Source organism: Psychrobacter urativorans, from assembly GCF_904846675.1.
Taxonomy (GTDB): Bacteria; Pseudomonadota; Gammaproteobacteria; order Pseudomonadales; family Moraxellaceae; genus Psychrobacter; species Psychrobacter urativorans_B.
Genome location: NZ_CAJHBT010000021.1, coordinates 27,417 through 50,249, shown reverse-complemented (window position 1 = coordinate 50,249; position 22,833 = coordinate 27,417). Strand labels below are relative to the sequence as shown.

The 22,833-nt window shown below is 41.8% G+C and carries 23 protein-coding genes and 1 pseudogene; 19 read left to right on the top strand and 5 right to left on the bottom strand.

The genetic code is table 11. From position 1 onward, the window contains the following. Nucleotides 1–77 precede the first annotated feature (77 nt). The 6 genes and pseudogenes from JMY06_RS09790 to JMY06_RS09765 all read left to right on the top strand — a co-directional run. Nucleotides 78–230: pseudogene (locus JMY06_RS09790) on the top strand (dTDP-glucose 4,6-dehydratase); the annotation flags it as partial. Nucleotides 231–286: 56 nt separating this feature from the next. Further along, complete coding sequence (rfbA, locus tag JMY06_RS09785; RefSeq protein WP_201618100.1) at nt 287–1,156, top strand: glucose-1-phosphate thymidylyltransferase RfbA; 870 nt, start codon at nt 287–289, stop codon at nt 1,154–1,156. 2 nt (nt 1,157–1,158) lie between these two features. Further along, a complete protein-coding gene (locus JMY06_RS09780) occupies nt 1,159–2,196 on the top strand; it encodes a TDP-N-acetylfucosamine:lipid II N-acetylfucosaminyltransferase (protein ID WP_201618099.1) in 1,038 nt (345 codons plus the stop codon). Nucleotide 2,197: 1 nt separating this feature from the next. Next, nucleotides 2,198–2,773 carry an acyltransferase gene (locus tag JMY06_RS09775; protein ID WP_201618098.1) on the top strand — a complete coding sequence of 192 codons (576 nt, stop codon included), beginning with the start codon at nt 2,198–2,200 and terminating at the stop codon, nt 2,771–2,773. Then, nucleotides 2,757–3,893 carry a dTDP-4-amino-4,6-dideoxygalactose transaminase gene (rffA, locus tag JMY06_RS09770; protein ID WP_201618097.1) on the top strand — a complete coding sequence of 379 codons (1,137 nt, stop codon included), beginning with the start codon at nt 2,757–2,759 and terminating at the stop codon, nt 3,891–3,893. The genes JMY06_RS09775 and rffA overlap by 17 nt, the downstream gene beginning before the upstream one ends. Nucleotides 3,894–4,020: 127 nt before the next feature. Further along, nucleotides 4,021–4,947 carry an IS30 family transposase gene (locus tag JMY06_RS09765; protein ID WP_201618096.1) on the top strand — a complete coding sequence of 309 codons (927 nt, stop codon included), beginning with the start codon at nt 4,021–4,023 and terminating at the stop codon, nt 4,945–4,947. 52 nt (nt 4,948–4,999) lie between these two features. On the opposite strand, the gene JMY06_RS09760 is transcribed toward JMY06_RS09765, so the two are convergent. Further along, on the bottom strand, nt 5,000–5,863 hold the full coding sequence (locus JMY06_RS09760; RefSeq protein WP_201618095.1) for a glycosyltransferase: 864 nt from the start codon (nt 5,861–5,863) through the stop codon (nt 5,000–5,002). A 211-nt stretch (nt 5,864–6,074) separates the two neighbouring features. On the opposite strand from JMY06_RS09760, the gene JMY06_RS09755 reads away from it, so the two are divergent. From JMY06_RS09755 to JMY06_RS09740, 4 genes are all read left to right on the top strand, one after another. After that, complete coding sequence (locus tag JMY06_RS09755; RefSeq protein ID WP_201618094.1) at nt 6,075–7,694, top strand: glycosyltransferase family 39 protein; 1,620 nt, start codon at nt 6,075–6,077, stop codon at nt 7,692–7,694. A 98-nt stretch (nt 7,695–7,792) separates the two neighbouring features. After that, a complete protein-coding gene (locus JMY06_RS09750) occupies nt 7,793–8,974 on the top strand; it encodes a glycosyltransferase family 2 protein (RefSeq protein ID WP_201526069.1) in 1,182 nt (393 codons plus the stop codon). Then, entirely contained in the window at nt 8,967–9,440 is a 474-nt protein-coding gene (locus tag JMY06_RS09745; RefSeq protein WP_201618093.1) for a GtrA family protein, read from the top strand. The genes JMY06_RS09750 and JMY06_RS09745 overlap by 8 nt, the downstream gene beginning before the upstream one ends. Then, on the top strand, nt 9,437–10,453 hold the full coding sequence (locus JMY06_RS09740; RefSeq protein WP_201526067.1) for a ChbG/HpnK family deacetylase: 1,017 nt from the start codon (nt 9,437–9,439) through the stop codon (nt 10,451–10,453). The genes JMY06_RS09745 and JMY06_RS09740 overlap by 4 nt, the downstream gene beginning before the upstream one ends. Before the next feature lie 128 nt (nt 10,454–10,581). Here the strand turns inward: JMY06_RS09740 and JMY06_RS09735 are convergent, their stop codons facing one another. Beyond that, nucleotides 10,582–11,511, bottom strand: coding sequence for a branched-chain amino acid transaminase (locus JMY06_RS09735; protein ID WP_201526066.1), 930 nt, complete (start codon nt 11,509–11,511; stop codon nt 10,582–10,584). Between the two features lie 280 nt (nt 11,512–11,791). After that, complete coding sequence (gene glnE / locus JMY06_RS09730; RefSeq protein WP_201618103.1) at nt 11,792–14,644, bottom strand: bifunctional [glutamate--ammonia ligase]-adenylyl-L-tyrosine phosphorylase/[glutamate--ammonia-ligase] adenylyltransferase; 2,853 nt, start codon at nt 14,642–14,644, stop codon at nt 11,792–11,794. A 285-nt stretch (nt 14,645–14,929) separates the two neighbouring features. Between glnE and JMY06_RS09725 the strand changes: the two genes are divergently transcribed. The 7 genes from JMY06_RS09725 to JMY06_RS09695 all read left to right on the top strand — a co-directional run bounded on the left by JMY06_RS09725 (nt 14,930) and on the right by JMY06_RS09695 (nt 20,244). Continuing rightward, a complete protein-coding gene (locus tag JMY06_RS09725; protein WP_201618092.1) occupies nt 14,930–16,168 on the top strand; it encodes an amidohydrolase in 1,239 nt (412 codons plus the stop codon). A 160-nt stretch (nt 16,169–16,328) separates the two neighbouring features. Then, on the top strand, nt 16,329–17,255 hold the full coding sequence (locus JMY06_RS09720; RefSeq protein WP_201618091.1) for an IS30 family transposase: 927 nt from the start codon (nt 16,329–16,331) through the stop codon (nt 17,253–17,255). 57 nt (nt 17,256–17,312) lie between these two features. Continuing rightward, on the top strand, nt 17,313–18,371 hold the full coding sequence (locus JMY06_RS09715) for an NADP-dependent oxidoreductase (RefSeq protein ID WP_201526064.1): 1,059 nt from the start codon (nt 17,313–17,315) through the stop codon (nt 18,369–18,371). A 212-nt stretch (nt 18,372–18,583) separates the two neighbouring features. Beyond that, nucleotides 18,584–19,027 carry a sulfurtransferase complex subunit TusD gene (tusD, locus tag JMY06_RS09710; RefSeq protein ID WP_201618090.1) on the top strand — a complete coding sequence of 148 codons (444 nt, stop codon included), beginning with the start codon at nt 18,584–18,586 and terminating at the stop codon, nt 19,025–19,027. Nucleotides 19,028–19,077: 50 nt separating this feature from the next. Beyond that, the gene (locus JMY06_RS09705) at nt 19,078–19,401 is read left to right on the top strand and encodes a hypothetical protein (RefSeq protein WP_201618089.1); all 324 of its coding nucleotides are present in this window, start codon (nt 19,078–19,080) and stop codon (nt 19,399–19,401) included. 130 nt (nt 19,402–19,531) lie between these two features. Next, complete coding sequence (locus tag JMY06_RS09700) at nt 19,532–19,861, top strand: hypothetical protein (protein ID WP_201618088.1); 330 nt, start codon at nt 19,532–19,534, stop codon at nt 19,859–19,861. Between the two features lie 11 nt (nt 19,862–19,872). After that, nucleotides 19,873–20,244: a TusE/DsrC/DsvC family sulfur relay protein gene (locus tag JMY06_RS09695; protein ID WP_201618102.1), complete on the top strand. Its 372-nt coding sequence runs from the start codon at nt 19,873–19,875 to the stop codon at nt 20,242–20,244. A 46-nt stretch (nt 20,245–20,290) separates the two neighbouring features. Here the strand turns inward: JMY06_RS09695 and JMY06_RS09690 are convergent, their stop codons facing one another. Next, nucleotides 20,291–20,842, bottom strand: a complete 552-nt coding sequence (locus JMY06_RS09690) for a tRNA (cytidine(34)-2'-O)-methyltransferase (protein ID WP_201618087.1) — start codon at nt 20,840–20,842, stop codon at nt 20,291–20,293. A 281-nt stretch (nt 20,843–21,123) separates the two neighbouring features. Between JMY06_RS09690 and JMY06_RS09685 the strand changes: the two genes are divergently transcribed. Both JMY06_RS09685 and JMY06_RS09680 read left to right on the top strand, forming a co-directional pair. Next, nucleotides 21,124–21,267, top strand: a complete 144-nt coding sequence (locus tag JMY06_RS09685; protein ID WP_201618086.1) for an entericidin A/B family lipoprotein — start codon at nt 21,124–21,126, stop codon at nt 21,265–21,267. Nucleotides 21,268–21,369: 102 nt separating this feature from the next. Next, complete coding sequence (locus tag JMY06_RS09680; RefSeq protein ID WP_201618085.1) at nt 21,370–21,510, top strand: lipoprotein; 141 nt, start codon at nt 21,370–21,372, stop codon at nt 21,508–21,510. A 61-nt stretch (nt 21,511–21,571) separates the two neighbouring features. Here the strand turns inward: JMY06_RS09680 and hemW are convergent, their stop codons facing one another. Continuing rightward, on the bottom strand, nt 21,572–22,801 hold the full coding sequence (gene hemW / locus JMY06_RS09675) for a radical SAM family heme chaperone HemW (protein ID WP_201618084.1): 1,230 nt from the start codon (nt 22,799–22,801) through the stop codon (nt 21,572–21,574). Nucleotides 22,802–22,833: the final 32 nt, after the last annotated feature.

The following is a 22,833-nucleotide window of genomic DNA, read 5'->3' as shown; positions in this document are numbered from 1 at the left end:
TATTATGATAATCTTAATCAGTTAGGCCTAGCGGCCTAACTTAAACAAACAGTCTCCGATATAGTCGGGGTGGTTCACTCATTACCTATGTGAAAGACCGTCCTGGCCATGATTTTCGCTATGCTATCGATGCCACAAAGATCAAAAATGACTTAGACTGGATACCAGTTGAAAATTTTGAGACCGGCATACATAAAACGGTTAAATGGTATCTGGATAATCTTGCCTAGTGCCGCCGAATTCAAGATGGCAGCTACCAACGTGAGAGATTAGGAGTACAAACTTAATGAATACTAAAGGAATCATTTTAGCTGGTGGCTCTGGTACACGCCTGTACCCTATTACTAAAGGTGTGTCTAAACAACTGCTTCCTATCTATGACAAACCGATGATTTATTACCCTTTATCAGTATTAATGTTAGCAGGTATTAGAGATATCTTAATAATTAGCACTCCGGATGATATCGATGGTTTTAGACGTTTACTTGCTGATGGTGAGGATCTGGGTGTTAACATTAGTTATGCTGTTCAGCCCAACCCAGATGGCTTGGCACAGGCGTTTACTATTGGTGAAGAGTTCATTGGTGATAGTAATGTTTGTCTGGTTTTAGGTGATAACATATTTTACGGCCCAGGATTCTCCCCGCTACTGCATAAGGCTGCTAATCATAAAACGGGGGCTACCGTTTTTGGGTATCAGGTTAAAGACCCTGAGCGTTTTGGTGTGGTCGAGTTTGATGAAAATAAGCGTGCTATTTCCATTGAGGAAAAGCCAAGTCATCCCAAGTCTAACTATGCGGTAACTGGCCTATATTTTTACGATAACGATGTTGTGAAAATAGCCAAACAAGTAAAACCGTCTAATCGTGGAGAGCTTGAAATTACGACTGTTAATCAGATCTATATGCAGCGTGGTGATTTAAGTGTCGAATTGCTTGGTCCTGGATTTACTTGGCTTGATACTGGTACCCATGAAAGCTTACTAGAAGCCGGTATGTTTGTAGAGACTATCGAAAAACATCAAGGTTATAAGATTGCGTGTTTAGAGGAAATTGCTTATAACAATGGATGGATCACTAAGCAAGACCTACAGCGGATAGGCAATAAGCTCAATAAAAATGGTTACGGTAAATATTTATTAGATTTGGTGCCATAAAGATGAGTAAACAAATCTTGCATATCGCTAGTAGTGAAAAGTTCATACCCCCCTTTATAAACTTTGTTAAAGAAAACTTTAATTTTGATGAGCACGAATTTTCACTCACTAGAGGGATGGCTCAAGATAATCTTATACACGGCAAGAATATAAAACTACTGTCAGAAAAAACGAGCACTGCAAAATTAAAACATTACATCCAAGTCTTAGTAAGGATGCATCAAGCAGATAAAATTATCTTACATAGTTTAGCTGATCACACAATTATAAAAATCTTGTTTTTTACCCCTTGGTTATTAAAAAAATGTTATTGGGCTATATGGGGTGGTGATTTATACGTATATCGTTTTGGTAAACGTAATCATAAATGGCGAGTACGAGAGTTTTTTAGGCGCTCTGTCATTAAAAAAATGGGTCATTTAGTAACTTATATTAAAGGTGATATTGATTTAGCAAGAGAATGGTATGGCGCTCAAGGTGAATATTATGAATGCATTATGTATCTTAGCAATATTTATAAAGAGCTTGATATCTCAAAGAATGATAGCAGTACGATAAATATTCAGCTAGGCAATTCAGCAAATAGTACTAATAACCATGTTGAAATACTAGAAAAGTTACTTCCATTTAAGAATAAAAATATTCGTATTTATGCCCCGTTATCATACAGCGATCAAAGTCATGCTAAAAAAGTTATAAAAATAGGAAAAGAGCTTTTTGGTGACAAATTTGTGCCTTTAACTGAGTTTATGCCTTTTGAAGATTACTTAAAATTTTTAGAAAAAATCGATATTGCCATTTTTAATAATAGTCGGCAACAGGCTTTGGGAAACATCATCACCTTATTGGGTCTGGGGAAAACGGTATATATTCGTAGTAACACCACCCAATGGCCGCTATTCAAAGAAAAAGGAATTGAAATATACGATGTTAAGGACTTCACTTCTTTAGTAAACCACTATCACCCAGCTAATGTTGGTAAAATAAAACAATACTTTTCTAAAAAAACCCTATTGAACCAATTAACGGAGTTATTTTGATATGGCCTATCTAACCGCTAGCCAATTACAAGAAGTAGGATTTAAAGCCCTAGGCAAGAATGTAAGAATTAGTGATAAAGCCAGTATATACAATGCCGATCAGATAGAGATTGGTGATAATTCAAGAATTGATGATTTTTGTGTGGTGTCAGGTAGAGTAAAAATAGGCGACTTTTGCCAGATTGCCCCTATGTGTCTAATAGCAGGCGGCGAAGCGGGAATCTACTTAGGGGATTTCTCTGGGTTATCCTACGGCGTAAAAATCTTTTCGCAGTCGGATGATTATAGTGGAGAGACTATGGTTAGCTCATTTGTACCTTCAAAATATAAAAATGAGAAAAAAGAAAAAGTGGTTATAGAGCGCCAAGTAATTGTAGGTGCAGGTAGTATGATTATGCCCGGTGTGAACCTTGCAGAAGGAAGTTCTGTAGGGGCAATGAGTTTAATAAATAAAGATACCAGTCCTTGGGGCATTTACGTAGGTATTCCTGCTAAAAGAGTCAAGGAAAGAAAAAAAGACTTACTTGTCTTAGAAAAAAAATTCTTGGAAGAGATAAATAATGATTCCTTTCAATAAACCGCCCTATACAGGCAATGAAGACCAATACGTTTTAAAAGCCATGCACAGTGATAAGATATCTGGTGATGGCCCTTTTACCAAGCTTTGTCATGACTGGTTTGAAGAGAGCTTATCTTGTAATAAAGTCTTGCTAACCCCCTCTTGTACCGCTGCACTAGAAATGGCAGCAATCTTGATCGACACTAAACCAGGTGATGAAATAATAATGCCTAGCTATACTTTCGTTAGTACAGCAAATGCATTTGTTTTACGCGGGGCAAAAATTGTTTTTGTTGATATTCGTCCAGATACTATGAATATCGATGAAGCCAAAATTGAAGCGGCTATTACTGAAAAAACAATAGCCATCGTTCCTGTGCATTACGCGGGTATTAGTTGTGAGATGGACACCATTATGGATATAGCACAACGTCACAACCTTTATGTAGTAGAAGATGCCGCACAAGGAATGATGAGTACCTATAAAGGCAAGGCCTTAGGCACTATTGGACATTTAGGTACTTTCAGCTTTCATGAAACCAAGAACTATACTAGTGGCGGTGAAGGTGGCTTATTAATAATTAATGACGAAAAATTTAGGGAACGAGCAGAGATTATCCGAGAAAAAGGCACTAACCGTAGCCAGTTTTTTCGCGGGATGACTGATAAATACTCTTGGGTAGACATAGGCAGTAGTTACCTTCCTAGCGACATACAAGCCGCTTATCTTTGGGGACAGCTTGAAAAAAGTGTAGAAATTAACCAAGATCGCTTGCAAGCTTGGTCTTATTACTATGAGCAGCTTAAAGGACTTGAGCTACGAGAAAAAATACAACTTCCTGTTATACCTACGTCTTGTAAATATAACGCTCATATGTTTTATCTCAAGGTTCAAGATATGGAAACTCGCATCAATTTAATTAACTTTCTTAAAGATAGTAACATCATGGCTGTATTTCACTATATTCCTCTACATAGTTCTATAGCCGGAAAAAAACTTGGCCACTTCCATGGAGAGGATGAATTTACAACAATAGAAAGTGAGAAATTATTGAGATTGCCATTATGGTATGGCATAGATAAAAAAGACCAAGATAAAGTAATATCAGTTATACAAGCCTTTTACAAAGAAAAGTAGGTTCTAAGTCCTTAACTGACATATCTTAGATTAACAAATGAAGTGCAATTTCAACCAGTAGGTGAAAAAGAAGCCTAGATGCGCTAGCATCAAAGCCACTATCCACCGCCAAAGTGAGATTGCAACCATGAGCTATACCCATCTAAGCCTAGAGGAACGATATCAGATTTATGTCCTTAAAGGGGCAAACCGGAGCATTAAATTTATAGCAGGCGAATTAAATAGAAGTTCCAGCACCATATCAAGAGAGATCAGGCGTAATAAAAGCCTGCGTGGCTACCGAGCCCAGTATGCAGACGACAAGGCCAAAGCGAGGCATGCAAACAACGCTTTCACCATTGTTTTAAACGTTTGGGATTGGGTTGTTGATAAGCTAAAATTACAGTGGAGTCCGGAACAAATAGCAGGGGTCCATGGCGGCATTAGCCACATGAGCATCTATCGCTACCTATGGACAGATAAAAGACAAGGCGGCGTGTTATGGCAGTATTTAAGACGTAAAGCCAAACCTTATCGTCAGCGTCTCACCTGTGAGACTCGTGGACGCATCAATGACAGAGTCTCTATTCATAAGCGACCTCAAGTGGTAGAGGAACGATCCCGTATTGGCGATTGGGAAGCCGATACCATTATCGGTCAAAACCACAAGCAGGCCATTGTGACGGTAGTAGAACGAAAGACAGGTTTGGTTAAGATGCAACGAGTCACTAGAAAGAGCGCTCATTTGGTGGCGGATACTATGATAACGCTACTCAACCCAATTAGACTGCAAGTCAAAACAATTACTTCTGATAATGGTAAAGAGTTTGCTGACCATAAAGAGGTCAAAAACAGGCTCTATAGTATGTTCTACTTTGCTGATACTTATGCGTCATGGCAGAGAGGAACAAACGAGAATACCAATGGTTTAATCAGAGAGTACTTGCCTAAAGGCTGTGATTTTAGACAAGTATCTGATGATGAGGTACAAGCCATTGAGGACAAACTTAATAACAGACCAAGAAAACGGTTAGGATTTAAAACACCAAACCAAGTATCCTATTCCATTACTTAGCGTTGCACTTGGTATGTTAATCTAGCTTTTAATAAAGCGAGTCAAACTCAAATTAGCGTTTGAATAACCTCGAAAGAAACGACTTAGAGCTGCTCGGACGGGTTATTTTATTGCCTTTATAGCGCTTGTGGGTCTTTTTAGGGAATTGACCAAAGGCATTGATACGATAATTATCTAGCTTGTAGCCAGCAGCCAATGCTTCGTTATAATAGCTATCAAATAACTCGACTAGCTCTTGCCTTGGATGCGGCATTATCTTCCCATCAAACCAATGCTCAGAGCCCTCTGCACTGACCCTTGCTAGCGCATATTTATGGCTAAACTGAGTACCCATGTCTGAGTAATGCAGTATCTTAATATCTTCTATTGCCAACGCTTCCCCATCTACACAGTTATAACTGTCTTGATAAGGCTCTACCAATTGCGGATTTTGTTTGAGCAAGTCCATCATTTTTTGATGACTATTCGCATCTTTTCTGAGTTGCTCAACCGGTAAAATAGTACTTTTGGCGTTATCACAATCCCAGACACAAGTACACAAACGGGTCATATCTGCGATTGTTTTTGCAGCTACTATAGACTGTCCTTCGATAGGGTGATTCCATAACGCTGCCAAGTCGCTTAGAATGACCACGTCGGCATCCATATAAATGGCTCTACCAGAAAAATCACAATATTCTGGAATGGCCCAACGAAATCCTGAAAAAGGTGTGGCCCACTTAGTAGTATTCCAGCCCTCACCGGTCTCGGGGTTTGAGTACCAATAGCTGTTAGGATCGCGTGACAGCTGCATCCAGACGACTTCAACAGGCGCACTAGTCTGTTTATGCAGACTATAATCTAGCACCATCATCTGTTCTAAATCACAGTTATTAGGGTCACATCCGACAAATACTTTGATAACCTCATTACTCATAACATACTCTCTTAAGTTTATTGCTATTCTAAAAAATAAAGATAAAAAGGCAGCCTTACTATAATTGACTGACATTAAACTCTATAATGACGCTAAATTGTTATAGCTGGACTATTACAATGAAGTCCTGCTGCGCTATTAGTATTATATTTTAAGTATACTTGAGCCAGCTGTAGTATAAGACCAGACAAACTATAAAAAGAGTATAGTCATGACCCCGTCATTTAGTAATAAGTCAGCCTCACGCGCTAAAATGCAAGCAGATAGCCTTCATAACGGTAACGATACCTTGTGTAATAATGAGACAGGACAAAAGCAATGGCGCTGGTTTGGTCTATTCTTACTGGTTTACTTTCTCATTTGGTCTATTGCTCCTGCCTTCCTTGCCAATAGCGTACCTTTGGATGTCAGTGAAGGCATAAACTGGGGTAGTGAATGGGAATGGGGGTATTATAAGCACCCCCCATTATCATCATGGATATTATACAGCTTTTATCAACTGTTTGGACATATTGGCCCTTATTTGCTAAGCCAATTATATGTGCTACTGACGCTATTCTTGGTTTATCAGCTGGGCAAAAAAATATGGTCACCAGCAACAGGGCTCTTAGGAAGCGCTTTGACATTAGCTGTTATCTACTATAGCTATCCTAGTCTTGAGTTTAACCATAACGTTGCGCAGTTCCCTATTTGGGTAGGATTATACTTAGTATTTTATCAAGCGCTGACTCGAAGTCGACTGACAGACTGGCTATTACTGGGGGTGCTCGGTGGGCTGGGTATGCTCACTAAATATAGTGTCATATTCTTATTACTGCCTATGGCACTTTACTTATTATTGCCTAGACAATGGCCGCTGTTAAAGCAGCCGCAGCCGTGGATAGCGGCCTTTGTAATGTTGGCTATATTTGCCCCGCATTTATACTGGTTAGTGATGCATGATTGGTTGCCGCTCGGTTATGCTAATGGGCGCTCACATGATGTCAGTGAAACTGCTAGTAACGTTAGCCGCCATTTTAGTTGGGTAAATTTTATTGCCGCCCAGCTTATGGCGCATATTCCGCTAGTATTAATGTTAGCGCTTAATCGCAAACGCTTATTTGGTGTTAGCGCCTATAAGCATAGCCTGCCAGCAGGTGCTTCTTTACTGTGGTACCTTTGGGCTGCGCCCATAGTTGTGCTCGTGGTATTAAACTTAGTATTTGGTATCGGGCTGCGTGATATGTGGGGCATGCCAATGTGGGCACTGTCAGGCTTACTAGCTGCCTCATTTATTGTCCCAGCTGTGCAAGCTTTAACGGCTATTAAATTGCGTCGCGCACTGGCCATTTGGCTGACACTCGCTACAGTATTAATGGTCATATACGTCGGTTTTGGTGATAAAATACGTCATAAACCATCGCGTATGCACTGGCCTGAACAAGCCTTAGCTACCCAAGCGGCTAGTACATGGAGTAAGCTGAGTAGCTGCCCGCTTGATAGCGTGTCAGGGGATCGCTGGCTCGGGGCGTTAGTCGCCATGAATAGTGATTTCCCGTCGCAAATGATTTCAGGTCCTGCCAGTCATTCACCGTGGATGAGCACTGAGCGCCTTCAGAAAAACGGCACTCTAGTTATGTGGCAAGACGATGACTATATCAAGCTACCTTTACTTGATGAATTGATGGTGGCAGATGCCAGCTCAAATTACAATAAAATAGATAATACGAATAACGCTACCGCCCTGATAGTACAAAAAGGACAATGGCAGATTGCTTGGCCTGACCCTAATGCCAAAGAGCCCTTAACCGTAAACTGGATCGCTTATGTACCAAGTCGCTGTATTAAATAAAGGTAACAACTAGCTGTCTTCGCTCGACTCCGTAAATAACGACTAATAAATGGGGGCTGAGTAGCCATTCATATTAACCAACGCTGATGAGTGTATTCATGCCTCAAAATCATCTTAGTGTGCCTTACTTGTCGATTATCATGCCAGCCTATAATGATGCCGAGGCGTTGCAGGCCTTTTTACCGCAGGTGTTTGAATTTACCGCAGCCTTGCGTGCGCCTATAAACAGCGATGCCTCTAAAGAGGCTAATGATGAAATAACACCAGCAAGCTGTGAGATTATTATCGTTGATGATGGTAGTAGTGATAACCTGATGGATGTAGTCACCACCTTGATGCCTGCACGTCCGCACAATACGGAGCTGATTTTGGTACGCTTATCACGTAACTTCGGTAAGGAGCCGGCGCTAAGTGCTGGTCTTGCCAAAGCAGAAGGCGATGTGGTGGCGATGATTGATGCCGATGGTCAGCACCCTTTATCAGTATTGGGGCAAATGCTCAGTATGATTGAGCAGTCTGATATTGATATGGTCGCCGGTATTCAAGCCAATCGCCCTCATGAGAGCAAGCTGGCTAAAACCTTAAAGCGCAGTTTTTATCACTTCATCCAAGACCGTCAACGTTATGAGATTCGCCCAAATGCCGGTGATTTTCGCGTGATGAACCGCAAGGTCGTACAGGCGCTGCGCTCGCTACCTGAGCGTCAACGTTTTATGAAAGGTCTGTATGCTTGGGTAGGATTTAATACGGTCTATCTACCCTTTACTGCTGACAATCGCGGCACTGGCGAGAGTAAGTTTAACTTTGGTAGCCTTTTTGAATTGGCCTTGGTTGGTATTACTTCTTTCTCACAAAAGCCGCTGCGGCTGATATCACGAATGGGTTTTATAGTTTCTGCCTTAGCCTTTATATACGGCTTATATATTGTTATTGAAACGCTATTATTTGGCAGTGATGTCGCAGGCTGGGCAACGGTTGCCGCTGGTATTATGTTCTCAACTGGCATTCAGCTGGTCTGTATTGGGGTGATTGGCGAGTATGTGGGCAGACTCTATGAAGAAGTCAAACAACGGCCTTTATATTTAATTGATGAGACTATTCATAGCGGTAATACCAGTAGCGAGCGTTATACTGGTAACGGTCTGGCTGATAAAAAGAATATTGATAAAAATTACGCCAATACAAACCACGTAAATTACAACTTTGCTGATAATCGTTATACTAAGCAACCTGTCGGTGATATCACCTATAAACACTCTGAACACACATTCCATGAATAACAACGCATCGAAAGTAGCAACAACATCCGCATCAAAGCAGGCGCTATGGTTTTTAGTGGTAGGTGCAAGTGCCGCCTTGGTGCATTTTTTAGTATTAATTAATATAGTAGGCAATACCTCTATCTCACCAGCTTGGGCCAACGTTCTTGCTTTTTTAGTGGCGTTTGTAGTGAGCTTTGTCGGCCATTTTTATCTGACTTTTCGTCAATCAACCAGCAACATTACTAATGATGCACCAACGCACACAACTATAAAGCCTCATCATCCCCCCCAAAAAAGCACGCTTACTATCTTGATAAAATGGTTTGCCAGCTCAGCTGCTGGATTTATAGCCAATCAAGGCTTATTTGTATTGGGGCTTAACTGGTTTGGTGAGCGTTACTATATGCTGATATGGCTAGTCGTCACTGGCGTTATTACGGTAATGACTTTTACATTGGGTAAACTTTGGGCATTTAAATCATGATTAAAATAAAAAACACAATTTCTAAAGATACAAATTCTAAAAAAAACGCTTCTAAAAATGAAACGTCACAATCATCAAACAGTGCACGCGCCATCATCATTAATGTGGATGACTTAGGCCTTTCGAGCGCAGTGAATGATGCGGTAATCCAGCTTGCTGAACGCGGGCGTATTGGCGCCAGTAGTTATATGGCAGGTGGCCAAATTACAGCTGCCGATATGCGCACGCTGGCTGACCTAAATGTCGATATTGGTCTGCATTTAGACTTGACTGGCATCTTTCCCTCGGCGCTACAAGGATCATTAAAATCAATAATGATAACCAGTTATCTGCGCCGGCTTAATCCGACCCAAGTTACGGATGTTATTAATCGTCAGCTTGATGGTTTTGAAGATACTTTCGGGCACGCACCAGTCTTCATCGATGGCCATCAACATATTCATCAGTTCCCTATTATTCGCCAAAGCCTAATCAAAGAGCTAAACGCTCGTTATAGCGATGGTTCAAACAACCCTATCTGCGCACGCGTCACAACGCCTTTGGTTGATGATTTAAAATCTTGGATAATCTATGGACTTGGTGGACGTGCGTGGCGCAAGTTATGTGCAGAAAACAATATCGCTACCAACCATTACTTCGGCGGCGTCTATGATTTTGATGCTAATTTTCAACAGCTTGCCGCATTATGGGAAAGCTGGCTAACCAATGCCCCGCGCACAAACCATCTCTCACCCGCAATGCATTCCCTGCCGCTTAGTATTGAGTCGCTTGGCACTTATGCACAGTATGGAAGCACCACGCCAGCCATACATTCAGTGCCCAATGCTTTGCCTAGTAATTTGAGTCCTACCCTTATTATGTGTCACCCTGCTGTCCCTGCTAGCCATTGGCAAGACGATATTAAGGCTGCTCGTGAACGCGAGTTTGAGTGGCTAATGAGTCGTCAATTCGAGCAGTTGTTACATCAATACGAGGTTAGGTTGGTAAGGTGGTCGGATATAGTAGCTAGCTGAATATTGGTTAATCAAAATACTTAATAAATAGCATTTTTAAGATACAGCGAATAAAAAACCAAGACTATAAATAAGTCTTGGTTTTTTATTCATACTAAATTATGCACGAATTGCTTTATAAACAATAATTAGTCGATAAAGCTTAACCAATCCATATATTTCTCATTGCGACCATGTACCACATCGAAATATAAGCTTTGTAATTTTTCGGTCATTTCACCGCGGCCACCATTACCGATTTTTCGGTCATCATATTCACGGATAGGTGTCACTTCAGCAGCCGTACCGGTCATAAATATTTCATCGGCCAAATAAAACTCATCACGAGTCATACGGCGCTCAGTGACTTTAATGCCCAAATCTTCAGCAAACTGGATAATCGTGCGACGAGTAATACCGTCCAATGCGCCGCCTGCTAAATCTGGCGTATGTAGCTCACCATTTTTAACTAAGAATAAATTCTCGCCTGAACCCTGACAGACATAGCCTTGTGAATCCATCATGATCGCTTCATCATAGCCATTACGAGTTACTTCTCGATTGGCCATAATAGACACCGGGTAATTACTTGAAGCTTTGGCCTTACACATCGTGACGTTAGGTAAATGATGAGAATAAGAGGACGTTTTTACCCGGATACCATTTCGAATACCTTCTTCACCCAAATAAGTACCCCAATGCCATGCCGCAACCATCGCATTGACACTATTATCATGGGCAGACAGGCCAAGCTTTTCTGCGCCAATCCATATCAGCGGGCGAATATAGGCTTCTTCTAGGTTGTTCTGCTTAACCACATCTTTATGCGCTTGCTCAAGGGTCGCGGCATCAAAAGGCACTTCCATTTGAAAAATAAAAGCAGAACCTAGCAGACGTTCAGTATGGTCCTTTAAACGGAAAATTGCGGTACGCTTATCAGCAGTTTGATAGGCACGTACGCCTTCAAATACTGCCATGCCGTAATGCAGACTGTGGGTCAATACGTGAACTTTGGCATCTGGCTGATCTACCATTACGCCATTCATCCAAAGCTTGCCGTCTTGTGTTGCCATATTCATTCGATATTCCTTATGCTAGCGCTGACGCCTAACTTTTTTTGTTGAGTAAGTTAATTAAATTTGTATTGTTGCACCATAATGTTAAATATAGACGTCACATAATCGGTCTTGAACCATTTATTTTCTGTCATTTCTATGGTGAGTAGATGATTATATCACTGGCAGCGAGGGTAAATGATATCTTTTAGTTTTATGTTAGATGGCTTTTATTTATATCAATCTTTTTACTTTTAGGCAGGCTAATTTATATTAAAACCACCTCTAATTAATTAGATTTGCCTTATTCTACACCCATCAGATGCTGCCACTGCGCTTGTACGAGCGCCCGTGTTTCTTGCCAGAGTGCCTCATCCACTAATAATGACTGCTCAGCCAATGCCAATTGATGAGTCGCCGCCCGTACTCGTAAATAAGCGTCGGACAAATCCTGACAGACTTGCACCTCCCAAATACCAAGCAGCGCCATCTCCTCAAAAATGCGGACGTTATCGCTCCATTTGGTAAGACTCGGATAGTCATGTGAATAAGCCAGCACTGCAAATTGTGCTAAAAATTCAATATCAACAATTCCGCCAGCGTCTTGTTTTAGATGGAACCTGCCGGCTTGCTGCTTTCGTTGGCTGCTGCCCAGATGCTTTTGCATCTTAATACGCATACTGGTCACCTCCATTCGCACTTGTTCAATGGTGCGCGGCAATGCCAAAACCGTGCGGCGGATATCACAAAAACGGGTGGTCACACGCCTATCACCACAAATGGCCCGCGCTCGTACCAGTGCTTGATGCTCCCATGACCATGCTTTATCGAGCTGATAAGTCTCAAAAGCGTGGCAAGAAACCACCATCATGCCAGCATTTCCCGATGGTCGCAGACGCATATCAACCTCATAAGCGCGACCATCACGAGTTTGGGTATTCAAATAAGTCATGAGCTTTTGAGCAAGGCGCGCAGCAAACTTCATGCCGCTGACTGATTTTTCACCAGTAGTCATACCCTGCTCTTTAATCTTATGTAAAAACACCAAATCCAAATCAGAGGAATAAGATAATTCAAGCCCGCCAAGTTTGCCATAACCGATAATCGCAAAGCCGCAATCAGCCTCAGTGACCGGATCGCCATCTTGAGCGATGGGATAACCATAACGCTTGACCAACTCGGCAAAAGACCGCTCAAGTGCCGCTTCTAATACGACCGCTGCAATATAAGTTAGGGAATCAGATACTTTCATAATCGGGCGTTCAGCCAATACGTCACTAGCAGCTACCGCCAATACTTGGTTCTTTTTAAATAATCTTAGAACACTGAGCAGCTCCTCTTCATCCTCCGGCTCAACCCGTAATAGCTGCTGACGCAAAATATCATGTAGCTCAGGTTTGTCCGGTAGATAACGATAGCGCTGCTGCAAGAAATTATCGAGAAGCACAGGGTAACGTGCCAGCTCATTGGCAATCCAAGGACTGGCAGATAACATCGGAATCAGCTCAACGGTCGCATTGGGGTTCTCTGCAATCATGACCAGATAAATCGAACGGCGACAAATGGCCTCAAGCAAGGCAATAAGACGCGGCAATGCGGTATTGGCCAACTGTTGTTGCTCTTGGTGTTCAAGTAGCGCATGTAATATCACCGGATAAGCGTCATCTAAGCGGGTTCTGGCTTCATCACTTAGATTTGCCACCATTTTTGATTGCCAAAAAATCTGTAGTTGCGCCCGACTGTCCCCAGTCAACACCGTATCTAATTGTGCGATTTGAGCATCAATATTAGTCGGCTCAAGCGTGGTATCGTCTTGGGCAGGTACTTGTCTTTCGGTTACCATGCGCTCAAATGGTATATTTACATTATCTCGATGGCAATTGAGTGTTGTTAATAACCTCTCCCAATTCCCAAAGCCCAGTGTAATCGCTAAATTATGCTGCCAAAAGGGATCGTGCGGCAAGCGCTGAGTCTGTTGATCGTTAATTGCTTGAATGGCATGCTCAAGCCGGCGCAAAAACCGATAAGCCGCTTGCAACACTTCATAAGTAGGACGTTTTAAATAGCCAATTTCACACAAGGCTACCATAGCATGCAAACAAGACTTGACCTGCAACTGTGGATGTCGTCCACCATAAATCAGCTGAAAGGCTTGCACAATAAATTCAATATCACGAATGCCGCCCGCTCCAAGCTTGATATTATCTAAGTCTTCACGCTGTGCCACTTGATTTTGAATCAGTGATTTCATCTCACGCAGGGCTGCAAAGGCACTATAGTCAACATAATAGCGAAACACAAATGGCTTAATCAATGCCTGTAATTCATCATAAAATGGCTGAGCAATCTGCCCAACGACTCGCGCTTTTAACCACGCAAAGCGTTCCCAAGCCCGTCCGTGATTGGCAAAATACTTTTGTAATGCCGACAAATGAATGGCCAAATCGCTACCATCACCCCACGGACGCAAGCGCATATCAACTCGAAACACAAAGCCATCAGCGGTATTGTTATCGAGCAGCTTGATAATACCTTGACCGAGACGGGTCATAAAGCGTTTATTATCAATACTTCGCGCTCCTTTAGCCTTATCACCATCAGTCTGTCCACGCGCTTGATGGACAAATATCAGATCTATATCACTAGATAAATTAAGCTCATGAGCGCCAAGCTTGCCCATCGCCATAATCGCCATATCATCGATGTGCTGAGTGCCTTTGTCATCAATAAAAGTCGGTTGCCCATATTGGCTAACCAGATGCTGGTAGGTATAGTCTTTAGCAAATAAAATACAACCACCAGCAAACTCAGACAGCTCGTCAGTTAATTGCTCAAGCTCAATAACGCCCAACGCATCTTGCCAAATCCAGCGCATCATAAGCAGCATACGTAGATGCCGCAGACCACTCATTACTTGAGCTTCATCAGCAGATTGATAGTTTTCATCCAAAGTATAGTCTTGAATAAGGTCATCGATTTGCTGGCGAGTTAAAGTTTGCATTAATGGATAGCTGCGCAAAAACGTCTGGCACGAAATCGTCCGACTCTCCCAAATCTGATAGGCAAACTCACTAGCGATTTGTAAAACCTGTAGCTGTGCGGGCGTAGGTTGATAGCTTGGCTGATGATTTGATTGATAGCTGCCACTGTTAAGCATGGTAGCTAGCGTGACGGATGACGGCATAACTGGCGACATAGCGATAAAACTCCTTGCAGCATGGAACAAATAGGCTACCTGAACCTTGCGATATTATTTATATCTCTTTTATATTTTTATGATGAGGTGGCTACAGTGCGTCAATCCACAATAACCGTAAACATAACCCTACTCAATCTACACATATTGTCAATCCTAATGGCTTATATTACCGATACAATTTAGGTTAAACAAACAAACGCTCATTCCTATTATAAATACAATCAATCAAAACTGGACATTTTAATGAGCAATCAAGAACTTTTACTACGCAATGTCAGATTAGAGACAGGTTTCGTACGTGATAGCAATAAACAGATCGTTGCCACAGAAACAGCGTTCTTTGATATCCATATTACTAATGGAAAAATCAAAGCTATTAATGCCAAAGGACAGCTAAAAAACAGCACTGAAAATAGTGCTCAAAATGTAAAAATAGTCGAGGCTAATGGCTTACTAATGTTACCGACTTTTCAGGATATGCATGTACATATTGATAAAACCTATTACGGTGGCGATTGGCATGCCGCTCCTTGGACGGGTGACATAAAGAATATGATTCGACTGGAGGAGGAGCTGATTCCAAAACTCCTTCCCGATTCTCAGCAAAGGGCAGAAGCAAGCATACAACTACTGCAAAGCTATGGCTCTACTTTTGCGCGTTGTCATTGTAACGTTGATCCGGTCAGTGGCCTGAAAAGCTTAGAGCACCTACTGTTAGCATTAGACAATTATAAAGACAGCTTCACATGGGAAATTGCCGCCTTTCCGCAACATGGCATTCTTTACTCACAGTCCGAGGGCCTATTAAGAGAAGCGGCGCAAATAGATATCGACTTTATTGGCGGTCTGGATCCCACAATCGTAGACGGCGACATGAAAAAATCTCTGGATATCATGTTTGATATTGCTTTAGATTATGATAAAGGCGTCGACATTCATCTTCATGAAGACCTGCCTTCTGGTAAGGCGGTGATGGAACACATGATACAGCGCGTCAAAGAGAGCCCAATCTTGCAAGGTAAAACCTTTATCACTCATGCTTATGCGCTCGCCATGCTGCCACAAAATGAACTTGAACATATAGCAGATCAGTTTGCAGAATATGGTATTGGTATCGTGTCCAGCATCCCGATAGGTCAGAACGCATTGCCTATTCCAACCTTGATAAAACACAAGGTCAACGTCAGAGCGGGCACTGACAATATCATGGATAACTTCTCGCCATTTGGTTCAGGCGATATGCTGCAAAAAGCCAATCTATGCGCGCAACTCTACGGCTGGACTGACGAATATCGTTTGAATCGTGCGTTGAAAATGATCACTGATCAACCCTTACCTTTGGATGATCAAGGCAAACAAGTATGGCCATGGGTAGGGGCAGATGCTGATTTTATACTGGTTAAAGCATCCTGTTCAGCTGAGGCTGTGGCACGTTTGCCAAAACGCGAAGCTGTTTATTATAAAGGCAAATTAGTTTGCTAATAAACAACTAAAGCTCTAAAGAAAGCTATTCAGCAAAACTCACAGTTTAATAAAAAACTTAGATTAACAAATGAAGTGCAATTTCAAAGAGCAGGTGAAAAAAAGACCTAGATGCGCTAGCATCAAAGTTTCTATCCACCGCCAAAGTGAGATTGCAACCATGAGCTATACACATCTAAGCCTAGGTGAACGATATCAGATTTATGCTCTTAAAGGGGCAAAACACAGTACTAAATTTATAGCCGATAAATTAAACAGAAGCCCGAGTACCATATCCAGAGAAATTAGACGTAATCAAAGTCAGCGAGGTTATCGGGCACAGTTTGCAAATGAGCAAGCGACAGCACGGCGAGCAAATAACGCTTACACTATCATGTCAGAGGTTTGGGGCTGGGTCACAGACAAACTTGAAGAGAACTGGAGTCCTGAACAAATAGCAGGCGTCCATGGTGGTATTAGCCATATGAGCATCTATCGTTACCTCTGGACAGATAAGAGACAAGGTGGCGGACTATGGCAGCATTTAAGACGCAAAGCCAAACCTTATCGGCAAAGACTTACTAACGAGACTCGTGGACACATCAATGACCGAGTCTCTATTCACAACCGTCCTCAAGTGGTAGAAGACCGTTCGCGAATCGGTGATTGGGAAGCCGATACCATTATTGGTCAAAACCACAAACAAGCTATCGTGACGCTAGTAGAACGAAGAACAGGCTTGGTTAAAATGAGACGGGTGACCAAGAAAACGGCGCACTTAGTAGCAGAGGCTATGATAGATCTACTGACACCTATCAGACTGCAAGTTAAAACGATTACCTCTGATAATGGCAAAGAGTTCGCTGATAATAAAGAGATTAAACAAACCCTCTTTAGCCTGTTCTACTTTGCTGATACCTACGCCTCATGGCAGAGAGGAACAAATGAGAATACCAATGGTTTGATCAGAGAGTACTTGCCTAAAGGCTGTGACTTTAGACAAGTATCTAATAATGAAGTACAAGATATTGAAGACAGATTGAATAACAGACCAAGAAAACGACTGGGATTCAAAACACCGAATCAGGTTTTCTATGACATCATTTAGCGTTGCACTTGGTGTGTTAATCTAAGAAATTAAATAATATAAAAAAAGGATATTAAAATGAATCATTCAAAACAACAAAACCAAGAAATCGTACTGGCCAAACACCCTGAAGGTGCGGTGACAAAAGACACCTTCAAGTTTAATGATATCGATATGCCTACCTGCAAAGATGGCGAAGTATTACTCAAAAGTATTTATGTGTCGGTCGACCCCGGCATGCGCGGCTTTATGGACAAAGGCGATAGCGATAATGCCGGTAAAAAGTTTAAGCTCAACGAAGCTATCACCAGCAGAACGGTCGCGCAAGTTATCGACAGCGATAATGATGATTTTAAAAAAGGCGATATTGTGCACGGTCGTTTTGCGTGGAAAAAATACCAAAGCGTTAGCGCAGATGACCTTGAAAAGGTAGACCCCGACCTTGCCCCAATCTCCACCGCTGTCAGTATGCTTGGAGTCACAGGATTGGCTGCTTATTTTGGTATGTTAAAAATTGGCCAACCTAAACAAGGGGAAACTGTTGTCGTATCAGGTGCCGCAGGATCAGTCGGTAGTATCGCCTCTCAAATCGCTCGCATTAAAGGCTGCAAAGTTATTGGTATTGCGGGCTCTCCTAAGAAAATTGATTATTTAGAAAACGATTTAGGTCTTGATAAAGGCATTAATTATAAAGAAACTGATGACATGGAAGCGGCCATAAAAGAAGCGTGTCCAAACGGCGTTGATGTATTCTTTGATAATGTCGGCGGTGAGTTGTTCGATGCCGTTTTTGCTAATATTAATGAGCATGCCCGTATCGCAATTTGTGGTCAAATTGCTGATTATAACAAAGGGGAAGCGCCACAGGGCCCTCGCCCTATGCACACTTTAACCAAAAAAAGTGCGCGTATGGAAGGTTTTGTCGTCTACGACTTTAAAGATGAGTTTGACGCGGCCAAAAAACAAATCGGCAAATGGTATAACGATGGAAAAATGGTCTATAAAGAAAACCTAATTGAAGGCTTTGACAATATTCCTTCGGCCTTTATCGGCTTGTTTGAAGGTGATAATATCGGTAAGCAAATGGTTAAAGTTGGGGATACAGAAGGCTGTGATGGGGAAGACAATGAAAAATAAACTACGAAAATCCATTTGAGCATGTAGTTATTATGCATGTATAGACTATTTTTTATAAATAAGCCGTTGCTCTTTTAGAGTGATGGCTTATTTACTTTTTTATTAGTGCGGATTTGATGTCAATAAATAGACTGACCTTTGCGTTAGCGTTAATTTTTGCCATAATAGGATAATAACTTCATATACGTACGATAACTTGTGATACCACACTTATGACCTTCCCCCCGCTACTATTGATTACTAAAGATCCTAGCCATCCACTTGCTCATTTAGCGCTACGTTACACTCGTGCCTTACTTGCACAAACCAGCAATGATGACAGTGACAATGCTGATAAAAATCTTGAAAGCTCAGAAAATATTAAACAGCCTTTAAATATTTTCTTCTATGCCGATGCGGCCCATACTGCCAATCGATTACGTTGGCAGTCCGCTGACCAAGTCAATTTAACGCAAGAATGGCAAGCACTTGCCGGGCAATATCAGCTGCCGCTACCAGTTTGCGTGAGCACGGCACTCAGTCGCGGTATCAGCGATACGGATAATAGCGCACGCCATCAGCTGCATAGCGACAATATCGCCACAGAATTCCAGTTAGTCGGCTTAAGTGAGCTTGCGATGATGATGCAAGGCAACTGCCGTTTAATACAGTTCTGAGAATAGTCAAGTTAAGCGCAATTGCATTGATAATAATCGAAGGACTAACAATGAAATTACTGATTCAGCTACGCACTGACAGCGAAATGGCAAGTTATGAAGGCTGTGCACTGGCCTTAACCCTAGCGACCTTTGGTCATGAGGTACAACTTTATTTAGATGCGCCTGTTTTTGGGCTATTAATGCAACCTAAGTCTCGTCTGCATGGCATGATTCAATCGCTCGAATTATATGACATGCCAGCCGCTTGGCTACCAGATGATGTCTTTAGTGGTTGGCTGACGGGTATGCTGCCAAATGATTTAGCCACGCAATTAATGCTTATCCCAGAAATGGTTAACGCCCAAGACTTTGAGCAAATCTTAATTTTTTAGTTTCCTATCATTAATCCTAACAGCTAACCCTGCTTAAAATCTTTATAAAAATCAGGTATAAGTTTTACTTTGATTTATCTACAGTTAGATTAAATGCTCACTTGAGTACCGCAACCAATTGGACACCTTTATGGCAACTTTATATCAAATACATAGCACTATGGATACGCTCAGACGCAGCACCAATGAGCTGGCGTTAACATGGCGGGCCGGTGACAGCATATTATTACTAGGCGCGACCGTTGCTTTTGTTGATTGGCTCAATGCTTATTTGGGCGACGCTGACATAGAAGGTATCACTGGTATTTATGCCCTAGCCGAAGATGTTGCCCAGCTTAGTACAACTACCACATCACAACTAAAACTCAATGCTAAGTTAACGGCTCTTTTAACTGATGGCGAATGGGTTAAGCTAACTCAAGATACTAGCTTTGATAAAGTGGTAACTATTGCCTTATGAGTACTTCTAATATGACTTATTCTAAGCCTACTATCACCTCTGCTACCGGGCCTTCCACTACAAGTGCCAACATTATTGCATTAGACCAAGACGGTCACCTGTGTGACCATACTATTTGGACGCCGGATGTTGCTCAACAACTTGCTGATACCCTTGATGTTAATCTGAGTTCTGAGCATTTAGAGGTTTTGCAACAAGTGCGTATTTTTTTTACCAAATTCAATCACGCGCCGGCTACCCGTCCACTCATTAAATGGCTACAACAAACTTTGCCGGAGCAGGATATTAGCAACCAAAAACTCCAGCAGTTGTTCAATACTGGATTGGTTGCGCGCCATGTAAATCGCCTTGCTGGACTACCAAAGCCGCCTAATTGCTTATAACTTATTATAATTTAATAAATAATCGGGCCGCACTTACCAACCAGTACTATTTTGCATCGTATACTGTCAGCGTCTCATAGCCAACACTGCGCCCTTCGTCACCGCTAAAGCCTTGCTGACGCCATACTTCATATAAACATATCGCCACGCTATTGGATAAGTTTAAGCTACGCGAGTCGGGTAACATCGGTAGTCTGAGCCAGTTATCGACACCAATATCCTCACGTATATTATCTGGTAATCCCGCTGTCTCAGAGCCAAAGATCAAGGCGACATTTTTTGAATGGTTATTTATATTGTTTGGCTGAGTCATAAAATCATAATCATAAAATGGGCGGCTCAGCTTGGTAGTCAGGGCAGTAATAATCTCACAACCTTCGCCCCCCAGTGCCTGCTTGGCTGCTGCCCAATCGTCATGAAGTTGTAGATGCGCATATTCATGGTAGTCGAGACCTGCCCGGCGTAGCTTTTTATCATCAAGCTCAAACCCTAACGGCTTAACTAAATGCAGTTGCGCGCCACTATTGGCACACAGACGAATGATATTACCAGTGTTACTAGGCATCTTTGGGGCTACCAGTACAATATGAATGGTCATAATAATTCCGTAAATGAGGAGAGTTTAACTGCTCCGTAATCAAAAGTTACAGTTTAGTGTCAAAAATTACACTTTGATACTTTGCATATAATTTAACTTTTATTATGATAGCCGTAATGGATATCAGGACAATACCATGATGTCATAGAATATTAGTTAATATTTTTAATTTGATGTTGTAAACCTGAATTTTTATCCTATACTCAGTTGATAGCGTTTAGGCAAACCGCTTAACGCTGTTTGCTCTTTTGTGTAAATCTACCCCTTTTGAGGACACTATTATGAAAAAAGTAATTATCGCATCTTTGACTGCTATGTTTGTACTAACTGGCTGTAACACTTTTAAAGGTCTAGGCGAAGACGTATCAAGCGCTGGTAATGCTGTTACTGACGGCGCAGGTAACGTACAGAATAAAATCAAATAGTTATACTTTTAGATTTAGTAATGAAAAGGCTTACCTAACGGTAGGCCTTTTTTTATACTTCATAAAAACTCTCGTAATTCTATCCCTTTTGAGGACACTACTATGAAAAAAGTAATTATCGCATCTTTGACCGCTATGTTTGTACTAACTGGTTGCAACACGTTTACAGGTCTAGGCCAAGACATATCAATCGCTGGTAATGCTGTAAGTAGTACTGCTCAAGAAGTTCAAAGAAAGATCTAAGTTTTTATTATTGAATTTCATTTTGAAGAGGCTTACCCAACGGTAGGCCTTTTTTTATACTTTATAAAAACTCTCGTAATATTTGATTCAAATAACGCTGACCTAAAGCCGTAGCCTGTAGTTTTTCTGAGCTATCAACCAATAAGCCTTTGTTAACCAGTTCATTTATTTGTGCCGCGATACTGTCATAATTTAGCTCCGTTCGTGCTTCAAACAATGACCACGCTACCCCTTCATGTAGACGCAGCGCATTGATCATAAACTCGCTGACTAACTCATCACTAGCAATTTCTTGCCAGCCAATCATTTTGGGCGCATTTTGGATAGTCTGGTTTTCTGTAGCAGAAAAAGCAACATAATCTTTTGGCAGTCGTGATTTACTAAACCGATGAATGCCTGTTTCCACTAATAACTCACTGTTTGTTAACAGATTTGGCACGTTATTAGCGATACTAACCTTACCATGAGCACCCGCGCCAATCGCCAGATAATCCCCAAACTGCCAGTAATTCACATTATGACGACAGGGTGCATCTGACGCGCCAGCCCAAGCTGAAACTTCATAATTATCGTAACCCAAATGCTGTAATAAAGTCTGCCCTGCCTGCTCAATATCCGCCAAGCTGTCTTCATCAGGCAATATAGGCTGGCTGCGATAAAACACAGTATTGGGCTCAATAGTCAGCTGATACCATGATATATGCGTCGCACCAGCATCATGCGCGCTTTGAATGTCATATAACGCCCCGATCACGGTCTGCTGCGGTAAGCCATGCATCAAATCTACATTTACCCGCGCAAATCCAGCCTCGCGCGCCGCATTAATCGCTGATAAAGCCTGCTCGGGGTCATGAATACGCCCAAGCGTTTGCAATTTATCAGCAGCGAAACTTTGTACGCCAATAGATAAGCGGTTGATGCCGACCTCCAAATACTCAGCAAATGGCGCATGCTCCAAAGTGCCTGGATTGGCCTCCATGGTAATTTCAATATCGTCGGCAAAATCAAAAATTGTGCGTAATTCTGAAAATAAACGCTGATATTGTGCAATCGGTAGTAACGACGGCGTGCCACCACCAATGAAAATCGAGCTAATATCTCGTTCTTGGGTCAGTGGCAATTGGAGACGTGCATCTAATAATAACGCATCCACATAATCGTCATACATCGACAACGATATATCCGTACCCAGCTCATGTGAGTTAAAATCACAGTAGGGACATTTTTTCACACACCACGGAATATGGATATAGAGCGCCAGCGGAATACTCCTCGCGTCTATATTATTCATACTAGAAGCATTCAAAAGGCTATTAGATTTAG

What these genes read in the sequence shown, in the direction of transcription:
- rffA (WP_201618097.1), top strand. Translation starts at nt 2,757, where the DNA reads ATGATTCCTTTCAATAAACCGCCCTATACAGGCAATGAAGACCAATAC.
- JMY06_RS09780 (WP_201618099.1), top strand. Translation starts at nt 1,159, where the DNA reads ATGAGTAAACAAATCTTGCATATCGCTAGTAGTGAAAAGTTCATACCC.
- JMY06_RS09685 (WP_201618086.1), top strand. Translation starts at nt 21,124, where the DNA reads ATGAAAAAAGTAATTATCGCATCTTTGACTGCTATGTTTGTACTAACT.
- JMY06_RS09745 (WP_201618093.1), top strand. Translation starts at nt 8,967, where the DNA reads ATGAATAACAACGCATCGAAAGTAGCAACAACATCCGCATCAAAGCAG.
- JMY06_RS09725 (WP_201618092.1), top strand. Translation starts at nt 14,930, where the DNA reads ATGAGCAATCAAGAACTTTTACTACGCAATGTCAGATTAGAGACAGGT.
- JMY06_RS09680 (WP_201618085.1), top strand. Translation starts at nt 21,370, where the DNA reads ATGAAAAAAGTAATTATCGCATCTTTGACCGCTATGTTTGTACTAACT.
- tusD (WP_201618090.1), top strand. Translation starts at nt 18,584, where the DNA reads ATGACCTTCCCCCCGCTACTATTGATTACTAAAGATCCTAGCCATCCA.
- JMY06_RS09740 (WP_201526067.1), top strand. Translation starts at nt 9,437, where the DNA reads ATGATTAAAATAAAAAACACAATTTCTAAAGATACAAATTCTAAAAAA.
- JMY06_RS09750 (WP_201526069.1), top strand. Translation starts at nt 7,793, where the DNA reads ATGCCTCAAAATCATCTTAGTGTGCCTTACTTGTCGATTATCATGCCA.
- JMY06_RS09695 (WP_201618102.1), top strand. Translation starts at nt 19,873, where the DNA reads ATGACTTATTCTAAGCCTACTATCACCTCTGCTACCGGGCCTTCCACT.
- JMY06_RS09700 (WP_201618088.1), top strand. Translation starts at nt 19,532, where the DNA reads ATGGCAACTTTATATCAAATACATAGCACTATGGATACGCTCAGACGC.
- JMY06_RS09705 (WP_201618089.1), top strand. Translation starts at nt 19,078, where the DNA reads ATGAAATTACTGATTCAGCTACGCACTGACAGCGAAATGGCAAGTTAT.
- JMY06_RS09720 (WP_201618091.1), top strand. Translation starts at nt 16,329, where the DNA reads ATGAGCTATACACATCTAAGCCTAGGTGAACGATATCAGATTTATGCT.
- JMY06_RS09690 (WP_201618087.1), bottom strand. Translation starts at nt 20,842, where the DNA reads ATGACCATTCATATTGTACTGGTAGCCCCAAAGATGCCTAGTAACACT.
- JMY06_RS09715 (WP_201526064.1), top strand. Translation starts at nt 17,313, where the DNA reads ATGAATCATTCAAAACAACAAAACCAAGAAATCGTACTGGCCAAACAC.
- glnE (WP_201618103.1), bottom strand. Translation starts at nt 14,644, where the DNA reads ATGCTTAACAGTGGCAGCTATCAATCAAATCATCAGCCAAGCTATCAA.
- JMY06_RS09735 (WP_201526066.1), bottom strand. Translation starts at nt 11,511, where the DNA reads ATGAATATGGCAACACAAGACGGCAAGCTTTGGATGAATGGCGTAATG.
- JMY06_RS09775 (WP_201618098.1), top strand. Translation starts at nt 2,198, where the DNA reads ATGGCCTATCTAACCGCTAGCCAATTACAAGAAGTAGGATTTAAAGCC.
- hemW (WP_201618084.1), bottom strand. Translation starts at nt 22,801, where the DNA reads ATGAATAATATAGACGCGAGGAGTATTCCGCTGGCGCTCTATATCCAT.
- JMY06_RS09760 (WP_201618095.1), bottom strand. Translation starts at nt 5,863, where the DNA reads ATGAGTAATGAGGTTATCAAAGTATTTGTCGGATGTGACCCTAATAAC.
- JMY06_RS09755 (WP_201618094.1), top strand. Translation starts at nt 6,075, where the DNA reads ATGACCCCGTCATTTAGTAATAAGTCAGCCTCACGCGCTAAAATGCAA.
- rfbA (WP_201618100.1), top strand. Translation starts at nt 287, where the DNA reads ATGAATACTAAAGGAATCATTTTAGCTGGTGGCTCTGGTACACGCCTG.
- JMY06_RS09765 (WP_201618096.1), top strand. Translation starts at nt 4,021, where the DNA reads ATGAGCTATACCCATCTAAGCCTAGAGGAACGATATCAGATTTATGTC.